Genomic DNA, 12,896 nt, shown 5'->3' with positions numbered 1-12,896 from the left:
AACAATGAAAAGGAGAAAACCAATGGGACACGGTGTAAAGTTAACAGAGATTGTGGAGAAAATGGATCTGAAAAATCTGACCCCGAAAGTAGAACTTGTGGATCGTGAGGTAAACGTACCGGATGTGAACAGACCTGCGCTCCAGCTGGTTGGATTTTTTGACCATTTTGATTCAAACAGAGTACAGATTATCGGAAATGTGGAGTACAATTATCTTAAAACTCTTACAGAAGAAAAAAAGACAAAAGTTTACCATGAATTGCTTGAATATAAACTCCCCTGTGTTATATTCAGCAAAAGTCTGCAGCCGGACGAGATTTTTCTTGATCTGGCAGAGCAGCATGATGTTCCTGTCTTCAATACAACGAACAGAACTTCTGCTTTTACGGCGGAGCTGACCCGCTGGCTGAATGTGAAACTTGCTCCCTGCATTTCTATCCATGGAGTTCTTGTAGATGTGTACGGTGTAGGTGTTCTGATTATGGGCGAGAGCGGAATAGGAAAGAGTGAGGCTGCTCTGGAACTGATCAAAAGAGGTCACCGTCTTGTGACAGACGATGTGGTGGAAATCCGCAAAGTCAGTGATGATACACTTGTAGGGTCTGCGCCGGATATTACCCGTCATTTTATCGAGCTTCGCGGAATCGGTATTGTAGACGTAAAATCTATGTTTGGTGTACAGAGTGTAAGAGACACTCAGAATATTGATCTTGTTATTACCCTGGAAGACTGGGACAGAGATAAAGAGTATGACAGACTTGGTCTGGAAGAGGAGTATACCGAATTCCTGGGAAATAAGGTGGTCTGCCACAGCATCCCGATTCGTCCGGGACGGAATCTTGCCATCATTGTTGAGTCTGCGGCAGTAAACCACAGACAGAAACAGATGGGCTACAATGCGGCACAGGAACTTTATAAGAGAGTTCAGGAAAACCTGATAAAAGGGAAAAAATAAAGAAAGGATTGGAGGAAGAGGAAAATGAAATATTGTTTTGGCGTGGATATCGGAGGCACGACAGTAAAACTGGGACTGTTTGAGGCAGAAGGCGCTATTGTGGATAAATGGGAGATTACCACAGATATTTCAGATGAAGGATCGGCAATTCTTCCGAATGTGGCTGCTTCTGTAGCAAAGAAGATTGAAGAGCATCAGATTGACAAAAAGGATATTATAGGAATTGGTGTAGGGGTTCCTGCCCCGGTAACATCTGACGGGGTTGTAAATGGAAGCGCCAATCTCGGATGGAAATATAAGGAAGTCAAACGGGAACTGGAAGAGCTTTCGGGACTGAAGGCTGTGATCGGAAACGATGCCAATGTTGCTGCTCTTGGAGAAATGTGGAAGGGCGGCGGCGCCGGCGAAAAAAATATGATTATGGTGACGCTGGGCACCGGAGTCGGCGGCGGAATTATTATTGACGGAAAGATTCTTGTGGGTGCGACCGGCGCCGGAGGAGAGATAGGCCATATCTGTGTCAACTATGACGAAACAGATCACTGCGGCTGCGGAAACTGTGGCTGCCTGGAACAGTATGCATCGGCTACAGGAATTGTAAAACTGGCCAAAAAGAAGTTGGGACAGGAAATGCGTGCCACGATTCTTAATAAAGAAGATGTAACTGCCAAAGATGTATTTGACGCAGTAAAAGCCGGTGATGAAGTCGCAGATGAGATTGCGGTGGAATTTGGAAAGTATCTGGGGTATGGTCTGGCAAGTCTTGCCGCGGTATGCAATCCTTCTGTTTTTGTAATTGGAGGAGGAGTGTCGAAAGCAGGAGAAGTGCTGATACCATACATACAGAAGCCCTATCTGGAGCGTGCTTTTTTTGCGGATAAGCAGGTGAAATTTGTTCTTGCGGAGCTGGGAAATGATGCGGGAATATGCGGAGCTGCAAAATTGGTAATGGAAGACTGAAAAGTGATGATTTAATACGGCATTGTTATGAGGTCAGAAAAACAGAGGATTCAGAACTTGAATCCTCTGTTTTTTGATAAATTCTGCAATTATCCGCCGTTCTGATCCGAAGTCGATGGAGTCGATGGATTTGATGGCTGATTCGAATCAGATGGCTGATTTGAATCAGACGGCTGGTTGTCAGACGGCTGGTTGTCAGACGGCTGCTGATTTGAATCAGACGGCTGCTGATTTGAATCAGATGGCTGCTGACTGTTGCTGTTATCGTTCGTATTTTCTGAGTCATTGTCTTCATCGGAGTCGGCCGGAGGAGTATATCCATGTCCGGAGCAGCTTTGAGTCGGCACAGTGTCCTCATCAAAGTATTCTGTGATTGACGGGCAGCCGCTCACTGCCAGAAGGCCTGTCTGTGTACACACTGTCTTTCTTACGACAGATGACGGAATATCAAACTCTTTATTCTCAAGATCTTCATGCACCCGATCCATAATATTTTTCCAGAGGGTTTCACGCCAGCTGGCGTTCATGCCTTCCATGGATTTGTTGTCATCATATCCGCCCCAGACACCGGCAGTATAATATGGCGTATATCCCACAAACCAGAGATCCGTGCTTTCGTCAGTTGTACCGGTCTTTCCGGCTGCGGTCATTCTGTCCAGCCTTGCCGGAGTTCCGGTTCCCTGAGTCACAACGTCTTCCATCGCGCTTGTCAGAAGATAAGCGGTGGATTCCTTGATTATCTGATGAGTATCCGGTGTAGTGTTATCGAGCAGAATGTTGCCGTCATGATCAAGAATTTCCGTGTATAATATTGGCTCTGTATATTCCCCGCCATTGGCAATGGAAGCATACGCTGCTGTCATTTCTATATTATATACTCCGCGGGTAATACCGCCGAGAGCAGTGGACTGAGCAATATCAGTATAACCCGAATAGCCTTCCTGAGTACCATCGACGAGAGTTGTAAATCCGAAATTCAGGAGATATTCATATCCTTTTTCCAGCCCTACGGTTTCGGTAAGCGTTCTTACTGCGCAGACATTCATGGAATGCTCTATAGCGTATCGGGTGGTTGTCCATCCGATATATCTGCCGTCCCAGTTGCGGACCGGTTTTCCGTTTGTATAATTGTATGGCTCATCATTTATTAGTGTGGCAAGTGTCATACCACATTCGTTAAGTCCCGGCGCGTAAGTGGACAGAATTTTGAATGCAGAACCGGGCTGTCTGGTTGAATCGGTTGCCCGGTTCAGCGAGCGGCTTGACTTTTTCTCTCCGCGTCCGCCGACAATTGCTTTTACCTGTCCAGTGTACTGATCCATAACTACGACAGAAGTCTGTGGCTGGAGTGTTATTTCAATATTTTCGTCCACCTGATCTCCAGCTTCGGTATCAATATTCAGTGTACTCTTGTATTCCTCTACTGCCGCCAGAGCTTCTTCTTCTGAGCTGAATACAGTAGGATTGCTGTCATTGTGAGCTTCTTCAATATAATCAGCCAGTTGTTCTTTGCTGTAATTTTCCGAAGTGCCGTCAGCTCTGTGTATAGTGAGTGCATATTCAATTCCATATTCGGTTATTGTCAGATACTGGCCGACATCGGCAACTTCTTCATCGCAGATCTGCTGGATTGTGGAATCCTGGGTGGATTTGATTGTAAGACCTCCGCTGTAAAGAAGATTATAAGCCTGAGTTTCCGTGTATCCTTTTTCGTTGATAAGGTCCTGAATTACATCGTCAATAAGAGCATCTACAAAGTAGGAATAAGGCTCTGAGTCATCCGTTGCTGCCGCAGTCTGCAGAATCCGGTCATAAACGGGATCCGCTATGGCCTCATCGTATTCGGACTGAACAATCCATCCCTGTTCCAGCATATTGTCCAGCACCTGTTTCCGCCTTTTCTCGTTGGCTTCGGGGTGGGTTACCGGGTCATAGCCGGTAGGGTTCTGGGTGATGGCTGCAATAACAGCACATTCAGACAGAGTCAGATCCGACACATCCTTATTGAAGTATCGGGTAGATGCCGTCTGGACTCCCAGGCATCCCTGCCCCAGGTTGATCGTGTTCATATAGGCTTCCAGGATCTCTTTTTTGCTCATCTCTTTTTCAATCTGCAGAGCAAGATATTGTTCCTGAAGCTTTCGCTCCACGCGGTCGTAAAGTGTTTTTTCACTTACAAAGTTCGGAAACACATTATTTTTGATGAGCTGCTGGGTAATGGTGCTGGCACCTTCTGAAAAATTAAAACCATTGGTTATGCCTACAACACCTGCGCGCAGTATACCCTGCAGGTCAATTCCGTTATGTTCGTAAAAACGCTCGTCCTCTATGGCTACAAAAGCATGAGCCAGATATTCGGGGATCTCATCATAGGACCGGTATACACGGTTGGAATCAGAGTTCTTAAGCGTCTCGATTTCCGTGCCGTTCTGATCTACAATTGTGGTCGTATATCCCTGCGGCATTATATCGTCTGCCGTTACATTCGGTGTATTGTCTATAATCCTTTTTGCCATAACAGCGATTCCGATAACACATATTACAGCCAGAAGCAGTATACATATAATGAGTGCCTTGAAAAATCGGACACCGACGCGTTTTGTCTTCATTCTCTTTTTGGAAGAGATTTGGTTCTTTCTTTTCGAAAGATTCTGTTTCCCGTAATTCACGAATAGCATCCTCCTTTTTTAACTCTTATGATTATATCAAATATGGTCTTTTAAATAAAGGATAAAATAAAAACTTCACATTTTGGCCGTAAAAATTAAGAAAAATTTCTGATTTTATCAAAGAACGTACAGATACGGAGAAATTCCCCGGTATGATTTGTCTTGTGAATCGGGGAGGGGTCTGTTATAGTAAAATATAACCGGCAGTGCCGCAGACGGATACGCATGGTACAGATACAGCAGACCATATATGGTTTGGTACGATTAATAAAAACAGAAGAGGAGCGAGATATGGACAGCTATTGTACTGTTTACAGGGAAGGAACAGGAGAAATCGTGGAAAAAAAATCCCGTTTTATTGCCCGGGTCTTTCCTGTTGCATCAGAGGAAGAAGCCTTTGATTATCTGGAGGCCGTAAAAAAAGAATACTGGGATGCAAGACACCACTGCTGGGCCTATATAATCGGAAGAAATCCGGGAAACGAAAGAATGAGTGATGACGGGGAACCTTCCGGAACGGCAGGTAAGCCGATTCTGGAAGTACTGAGAGGAAAAGGTTTGACAGATGTATTTGTGGTCGTAACAAGATATTTCGGAGGTACTCTTCTTGGAACCGGCGGGCTGGTCAGGGCATATTCGGGCGCGGCGGCAGAAGGTCTCGCGCATACAGAGATTATAACCAGAATTCACGGCGCAAAACTCAAGATTGATACGGATTATACAGGAGCAGGAAAAATCCAGTATCTTCTGGGACAGAGAAAGTTAACAGTTCTTGACAGTATTTATACGGAAAAAGTAGAATTTCTTGTTTTAGTTCCGGAAGAAGAAAAAAATGCAGTGAAAAAGGAAATTATGGAAGTTTCATGCGGACAGGCAGGAGTAGAAGAACAGTGCGAATGCTGGTTTGCGTGCACAACAGACGGCATACAGATAACAGAGGAATAAGAGAAGAAGGGACGATTCCCGTGGGGAACCGTCCCTTCTTCTGTCCCTGGGGACAGAGGGCATTCAACCAAAATTATTTATCGGCTTATGAAAATTCCGGTTCAATCAGACCGAAAGAACCGTCTTTTCTCTTATATACCACATTGACTTCATCTGTTTCGGCATTGGAGAATACGAAGAAACTGTGTCCCAGAAGTTCCATCTGAAGACATGCATCTTCCGGATACATGGGTTTGATGCCGAAACGTTTTGTGCGGACAATCCGTATCTCGTCATCTTCCGGCGACGCTTCCTCAGACTCAATAAATTCTTTTTTAATTCCGCCTGCAGATACTGCGGAAGTAGGATGTCCCTGGCTGCGCGCAACCAGCTTGTTTTTATATTTGCGAAGCTGGCGTTCGATAACTTCTTCCACAAGGTCAATAGATACATACATGTCGCTGCTTGTCTGTTCAGACCGGATAATATGTCCTTTTACGGGGATTGTCACCTCGATTTTCTGCCGGCCTTTTTCTACGCTGAGTGTTACAATAATTTCTGTTTCAGGAGTGAAATACCGTTCAAGCTTTCCTAATTTCTGTTCGATAGCGTCCTTTAATCCGGAGGTTACCTCAATGTTTTTTCCGCTGATAATAAAATTCATGCTGCTCAACTCCTTTGTTCATATTTAACATAAACGGAGAAGAAAACTCTGTTTATATTATAAAAATATTATAACATGGAACCACATTAATGTATAGAACGAATCAGCGGATCATGAATTTTTTTGAACAGCGGGATAAACTGTCCAATACTGGTAAAAAAATCTCCCTTTTCCGGCGGGGATAAAGGGAGATTTTTTTCAGTTTTTCATAGCGCTTCTCTTACGCATTCTGGAATCCAGGATTTTTTTGCGGATACGGAGGGATTTCGGCGTTACCTCCAGCAGTTCATCTGTGTCGATAAAATCGAGAGCCTGTTCCAGACTGAGGATCTTAGGCGGCGTAAGACGCAGAGCCTCATCTGCGCTGGAGGAACGGGTATTGGTCAGATGCTTGGTTTTGCATACATTAAGTTCGATGTCTTCTGCTTTCCCGTTCTGTCCTATTACCATACCGGCATATACTTTTTCGCCGGGGCCAATGAACAGAGTGCCGCGCTCCTGAGCGCTGTACAGTCCGTATGTGACAGATTCTCCAGTCTCAAAAGCAATAAGTGAGCCCTGCTTACGGTACTGGATATCTCCTTTATATGGAGCATAGCCGTCAAAACTGGTATTCAGAATACCATTTCCTTTTGTATCGGTAAGAAATTCGCCTCTGTATCCGATCAGACCGCGTGACGGAATAGAGAATTCCAGGCGGGTGTATCCGCCGTTGGACGCGCCCATATTGCGGAGCTCCCCTTTTCTCTGCCCCAGTTTCTCAATTACAACTCCGGTAAATTCATCAGGAACATCAATATATGCGACTTCCATCGGCTCCAGTTTCTTTCCGTTTTCATCTGTCTTATAAAGAACTTCCGCTTTGCTGACGGCAAATTCGTATCCTTCTCTTCGCATATTTTCAATCAGTACGGAAAGATGCAGTTCACCGCGGCCGGATACTTTGAAGCTGTCTGTATTGTCCATCTCTTCTACACGCAGACTGACGTCAGTGTTCAGCTCGCGGAAGAGACGATCCCGCAGATGACGGGAGGTTACATATTTTCCTTCCTGACCTGCAAACGGGCTGTCATTTACGATAAACTGCATGGCAATTGTCGGCTCTGAGATCTTTTGGAAGGGGATCGGCTCCGGATTTTCAGGAGAGCAGAGGGTATCTCCGATTGAAATGTCCGAGATGCCGGAAATGGCTACAATCGAGCCTATGGTTGCTTCCTTTACTTCAACTTTATTCAGCCCGTCAAACTCATAGAGGCGGCTGATCTTTACTTTTTCCCGCTTGTCCGGATCGTGGTGGTTGACAAGGACCATTTCCTGGTTTACCGCAATTGTGCCGTTATCTACTTTCCCGATTCCGATACGCCCTACATATTCATTGTAGTCAATTGTACTGATCAGAACTTGTGTCGGCGCCTCCGGATCTCCTTCCGGAGCAGGGATGTATTCGAGAATTGTTTCGAAAAGGGGCTTCATATCTTTTTCTTCGTCGGACAGATCCAGGACTGCCACACCTGCTTTTGCCGATGCATAGACAAAAGGACATTCCAGCTGTTCATCGGAAGCGCCAAGATCGATAAACAGTTCAAGCACTTCGTCGATTACGGCATCCGGGCGTGCTTCCGGACGGTCGATTTTGTTAATGCATACAATGACCGGAAGGTTTAATTCCAGCGCTTTGCGGAGGACGAATTTGGTCTGGGGCATAGCTCCTTCAAAAGCATCTACCACAAGGATAACGCCGTTTACCATTTTCAGCACGCGTTCCACTTCACCGCCGAAATCCGCATGGCCGGGGGTATCGATAATATTGATTTTTACTCCTTTGTAATGGACAGCTGTATTTTTGGAGAGAATGGTAATACCTCTCTCTCTTTCGATATCATTGGAGTCCATAACACGTTCTGCGACCTCCTGATTTTCACGGAATACGCCGCTCTGCTTTAAAAGTTCATCGACCAGAGTGGTTTTGCCGTGGTCGACATGGGCAATAATCGCAATATTTCTTATATCTTCGCGTTTGGTCTTCATATTTCTACACTCTTTTCCTTCAATAAATAATCTTCGGTTATGCCGGTAATATGATGGCTGTAACTTTTTTATTTTATCACATAATTTTTATTTGGCAAGGTTCAGATGCAAGACAGGGATTCAGGTCTCGGAATATGTCGAACGATTTCTGATACGTGAAGTTCTAATCAGTAATCTTATTTCATACATTTAGTAGTGACTCAAAAATACCGAAAAGAGGAAGGGAGAACTACAAATTATGTCAGATAAGATTATTGAGAACAATCAGGTGACGGTCATTGGAGAGGTGGTATCAGAATTTACATACAGCCATGAGGTTTTCGGAGAAGGCTTTTATATGGTCGACATCCTGGTAAAGAGGCTGAGCAGTTCAAATGACAGGATTCCTGTCATGGTGTCGGAACGCCTGATCGACGTAACAGAGGATTACAGAGGCGAGTGCATTATGGTTTCCGGACAGTTCCGGTCTTACAACAGGCATGAGGAACAGAAAAACCGTCTGGTGTTATCCGTATTTGCAAGGGAGATTGAGTTTATTGATGAGGAGCCGGACGGAGCCCGGACAAATCACATTCTCCTGGAAGGATATATGTGTAAACGTCCGGTTTACCGGAAGACGCCTCTGGGAAGAGAAATTGCGGATCTTCTGCTTGCAGTAAACCGGCCGTACGGGAAATCGGATTATATTCCCTGCATCTGCTGGGGAAGAAATGCAAGGTATGCTTCCGGGTTCGACGTAGGGGAACATGTGAGGATTCTGGGCCGGATTCAGAGCAGGGAATATGTGAAAAAACTCTCGGAAACAGAGACGGAGACACGCACGGCCTATGAGGTTTCGGTAAGCAAACTGGAGTGTATTGACGATTGAAAGGGAATGCAGAAGCAGCCGATCATTCAAAGATTAAATGGATATCATATATTGAGATAAGCTCTCAAATGTGATATCCTCTTTTTATAGTTTGTGTTTTATTTCAGAATGCAGAAATAGAGAGGAGAAAGACGATGATAAAAATACTGATGCATGGATGCAACGGGAAAATGGGAAGAATGATTACAGATATCGTGAAAAACGATGAAAATGCTGTTATTTCTGCAGGTGTAGATGCTTATACAGCGGTTCCGAATGATTATCCGGTGTTCGAATCCCTGGAGAAATGCGATGTGGATGCCGATGTAGTGATTGATTTTTCCAATGCCGGGGCAGTGGACGGACTTCTGGATTACTGCATGGAAAAAAATCTGCCGGTTGTGCTGTGTACAACCGGACTTTCTGAAGAGCAGCTTGAGAAAGTAAAAACTGCTTCACAGCAGATCGCAATCCTTAAATCCGCAAATATGTCCATGGGAATCAATCTTCTTTTGAAGCTTCTTGCAGAGGCAGCCAAGGTTCTGGGACCGGCAGGATATGATATTGAGCTTGTAGAGCGGCACCACAACCAGAAAGTTGACGCACCCAGCGGCACTGCGCTGGCTCTGGCCGATTCCATTAATGAGGCTCTCGACAATAAATATACTTATGTATATGACAGAAGCCAGGTGAGAAAGAAAAGAGAAAAAGACGAGATTGGCATATCAGCAGTCAGAGGCGGAACTATTGTGGGGGACCATGAGGTGATCTTTGCCGGTACAGACGAAGTAATTGAGTTTAAACACACCGCGTATTCCCGAAGCGTTTTTGGAAAAGGAGCAGTGGAGGCCGCAAAATTCCTGGCAGGTCAGGAAGCGGGAATGTATGATATGGGAGATGTGATTCATTTTTAAGCAGGCGGCGATGCAGACTGCGGATATCCGCTTGATTAATTAAGGAGAAAAAAGAATGAGAGATCTGGAAACAAGATATCTGGAAAGGCTGTCAGATTTGTATCCAACCATCGCATCTGCCTCCACAGAGATAATTAATCTTCAGGCAATTCTGAATCTTCCCAAGGGAACGGAGCATTTTCTGACAGATATCCACGGAGAGTATGAGGCCTTTTCTCATGTTCTCAAGAACGGCTCAGGGGCTGTCAGAAAGAAGATAGATGAAGTCTTCGGCAATACGATGAGCGCCAGGGATAAGAAGACGCTTGCAACGCTGATTTATTATCCGAAGGCGAAGATGGATATCATTAAGCAATCAGAGACGAATATGGAAGACTGGTACAGAGTCCATCTGTATCTTCTGATTGAGGTGAGCAAAAGGGCGGCCAGTAAATATACCCGATCAAAAGTGAGAAAGGCGCTTCCGAAGGATTTCGCCTATGTGATCGAGGAACTGATTACGGAAAAGGCGGAAGTCCGGGACAAAGAATCTTATTACAATGAAATTATTTCTACGATTATACGGATCGGACGGGCGGAGAATTTTATCATTGCCATATCAGAACTGATTCAGCGCCTGGTCGTAGATCATCTGCATATAGTGGGGGATATTTATGACAGAGGACCGGGCCCGCACATTATTATGGATAAACTGATGGCGTATCATTCTGTTGACATTCAGTGGGGCAATCATGATGTTGTATGGATGGGGGCAGCTGCCGGACAGAGAGGCTGTATTGTCAATGTGATCCGGATCTGTGCCCGTTATGGAAATCTGGATATACTGGAGGACGGATACGGAATCAACCTTCTGCCTCTGGCAACTTACGCCATGCGGGTATATGGAGATGATCCCTGTTCCTGTTTTAAACTTAAGGGAGCAACAGACACAGCCGCGACAGATTCTGAAGAAATGCAGATGAATCTGAGAATTCACAAGGCAATTTCAGTGCTTCAGTTTAAGATTGAAGGACAGATCATTCAAAGGAGGCCGGAGTTCCATCTGGAAGAGCGGGCCATGCTTCACAGAATCAACTATGAGAAAGGGACAATTACTCTTGAAGGCAAGGAGTATCCTCTTTCCGATACGAACTTCCCCACCATTGATCCGGAAGATCCCTACAGGCTGACCCCGGAGGAAGAAGAGATCATGAACCGTCTGGAACATGCTTTCGCGAACTGCGAAAAACTGCAGCAGCATATGCGGTTCCTTCTTACAAAAGGCGGGCTGTATAAAGTGTATAATGATAATCTGCTCTATCACGGCTGCGTGCCGCTCAATGAGGACGGAAGTCTGAAAGACGTGGAGATTTACGGAAAAACATACCGGGGCAGGGAACTTTATGACGTGCTGGACAGTTATGTCAGAAAAGGATTTTTTGCACTGGATGAAAATGAAAGACAGGCCGGAAAAGATATTATGTGGTTTATCTGGCTGCATCCGGACTCTCCGCTTTTCGGAAAGAATAAAATGGCTACCTTTGAGAGATGTTTTCTTGCTGATTCCGAGACTCACGTTGAGAAAAAGAATCCTTATTATTTCCTTATCGAAAATGAGAAGGTAATCGACGGCATTCTCCGGGAATTTGGCCTTGACCCGGAAAAAGCTCATATTGTAAACGGACATGTTCCGGTAAAAAGGAAGGACGGAGAGAGTCCGATTAAATGCGGCGGAAAAGTAATGGTTATTGACGGAGGCTTTTCAAAGGCATATCAGAAAGAAACCGGAATTGCGGGATATACGCTGATTTACAATTCTTATGGACTTCGTCTTGTGGCGCACGAACCTTTCGAGTCCACAGAGGCCGCTATTGCCAAAGAAAATGATATTCATTCGGAAACGATGGTAGTACAGAGAGTATATGACCGGTATCTGGTAGGAGATACGGATGCGGGAAGAGAGCTGAGAGAGCAGATTGCCGATCTGGAACGTCTGCTTGCCGCATACCGGAACGGAGAGATTACAGAGAAGATCTGAATACTTCAGAGACATCACAGGAGGAAGATATGGCACAGAATTCAGAAAAGACAACGAATTATTCTCAGGAAGCAGAGACATCCGAACCGCTGAAGATTTATCTGCAGGAAATCGGACAGATCCCTGTTCTTGGTGAAGAGGAAGAAAAGGAACTGGGCAGAAGAATTGCCCGGGGAGATGAGTCGGCCAGAAAGAGGCTGGCTGAGGGCAATCTGAAACTGGTCGTATCCCTGGCAAAGCATTATAAGGGAAGAGGCGTTCCTCTTCTGGATCTGATACAGGAAGGAAATATGGGACTGATGCATGCGGCGGAAAAGTATGACTATCAGAAAGAAAACCGTTTTTCCACTTATGCGGCATGGTGGATAAAGGAGGCCATGATGCGGGCGATTGACCAGCAGTCCCGGGAAATCCGGGTCCCTGTCCATGTGGCCGAAAATATGAAAAAAGTACAGAAAGCGGCCAGAGAGCTGCAGCAGACGCTGGGGAGAGATGCCACTCCGGGCGAGATTGCGGCAAAGCTGGGGGACAAATCTGAAGAAGATGTAAAAAATATCATAACATATCTTCAGAACCCGGTTTCGCTGGAAACTCCCGTGGGAGAAACGGGAGAGGACAGTCTCGGCGATATGGTGGAGGACAGGACAGAGAAAACTCCTGAAGAAGCAATGGAGCAGATTGTAGAGAAAGAGGAGGTATCAGAACTTCTGGAAGCGCTGAATGAGCGGGAACGCCAGGTTATCCGGCTGCGGTACGGCCTTGATGGAGGCAGGACGCATACGCTTGAGGAGATAGGAGAGCAGCTGAATGTAACAAGGGAAAGAGTGCGCCAGATTGAGGCCAGAGCAATGGAAAAGCTGAGAACAAACGCAGAAAAGTAAAAAAATCCCTGTATAAATATTGCAAAAGTGCAGATAG

10 protein-coding genes are annotated in these 12,896 nt (G+C 45.4%); 7 read left to right on the top strand and 3 right to left on the bottom strand.

Annotation, left to right across the window (positions count from 1 at the left end; translation table 11 throughout):
• The first annotated feature begins 22 nt into the window (after positions 1–22).
• The gene (hprK, locus tag AC0QUU_RS11565; RefSeq protein WP_474542941.1) at positions 23–955 is read left to right on the top strand and encodes an HPr(Ser) kinase/phosphatase; all 933 of its coding nucleotides are present in this window, start codon (positions 23–25) and stop codon (positions 953–955) included.
• Positions 956–979: 24 nt separating this feature from the next.
• A complete protein-coding gene (locus tag AC0QUU_RS11560; RefSeq protein ID WP_474542939.1) occupies positions 980–1,915 on the top strand; it encodes an ROK family glucokinase in 936 nt (311 codons plus the stop codon).
• An 89-nt stretch (positions 1,916–2,004) separates the two neighbouring features.
• Here AC0QUU_RS11560 and AC0QUU_RS11555 read toward each other — a convergent pair whose 3' ends face one another.
• Positions 2,005–4,584, bottom strand: coding sequence for a transglycosylase domain-containing protein (locus AC0QUU_RS11555; RefSeq protein ID WP_474542938.1), 2,580 nt, complete (start codon positions 4,582–4,584; stop codon positions 2,005–2,007).
• 291 nt (positions 4,585–4,875) lie between these two features.
• Between AC0QUU_RS11555 and AC0QUU_RS11550 the strand changes: the two genes are divergently transcribed.
• Positions 4,876–5,529, top strand: coding sequence for a YigZ family protein (locus AC0QUU_RS11550; protein ID WP_474542937.1), 654 nt, complete (start codon positions 4,876–4,878; stop codon positions 5,527–5,529).
• Between the two features lie 85 nt (positions 5,530–5,614).
• Here the strand turns inward: AC0QUU_RS11550 and hpf are convergent, their stop codons facing one another.
• The gene (gene hpf / locus AC0QUU_RS11545) at positions 5,615–6,172 is read right to left on the bottom strand and encodes a ribosome hibernation-promoting factor, HPF/YfiA family (protein WP_474542936.1); all 558 of its coding nucleotides are present in this window, start codon (positions 6,170–6,172) and stop codon (positions 5,615–5,617) included.
• Positions 6,173–6,370: 198 nt separating this feature from the next.
• A complete protein-coding gene (gene typA, locus AC0QUU_RS11540; protein WP_474542935.1) occupies positions 6,371–8,200 on the bottom strand; it encodes a translational GTPase TypA in 1,830 nt (609 codons plus the stop codon).
• A gap of 238 nt (positions 8,201–8,438) precedes the next feature.
• On the opposite strand from typA, the gene AC0QUU_RS11535 reads away from it, so the two are divergent.
• The 4 genes from AC0QUU_RS11535 (at position 8,439) to AC0QUU_RS11520 (ending at position 12,859) form a co-directional block, all read left to right on the top strand.
• Positions 8,439–9,068, top strand: coding sequence for a single-stranded DNA-binding protein (locus AC0QUU_RS11535; protein WP_474542933.1), 630 nt, complete (start codon positions 8,439–8,441; stop codon positions 9,066–9,068).
• Positions 9,069–9,202: 134 nt separating this feature from the next.
• Positions 9,203–9,961: a 4-hydroxy-tetrahydrodipicolinate reductase gene (gene dapB / locus AC0QUU_RS11530; RefSeq protein WP_474542932.1), complete on the top strand. Its 759-nt coding sequence runs from the start codon at positions 9,203–9,205 to the stop codon at positions 9,959–9,961.
• A 55-nt stretch (positions 9,962–10,016) separates the two neighbouring features.
• Complete coding sequence (locus tag AC0QUU_RS11525; protein ID WP_474542931.1) at positions 10,017–11,978, top strand: fructose-1,6-bisphosphatase; 1,962 nt, start codon at positions 10,017–10,019, stop codon at positions 11,976–11,978.
• A gap of 29 nt (positions 11,979–12,007) precedes the next feature.
• Positions 12,008–12,859, top strand: coding sequence for a sigma-70 family RNA polymerase sigma factor (locus AC0QUU_RS11520; protein ID WP_474542930.1), 852 nt, complete (start codon positions 12,008–12,010; stop codon positions 12,857–12,859).
• The last annotated feature ends 37 nt before the right edge of the window (positions 12,860–12,896 follow it).

The sequence above is a fragment of the Mediterraneibacter sp. HA8405 genome (assembly GCF_056148955.1).
The sequence above is the reverse complement of the archived record's forward strand: the minus strand, read 5'-3'. Positions and strand labels throughout refer to the sequence as shown.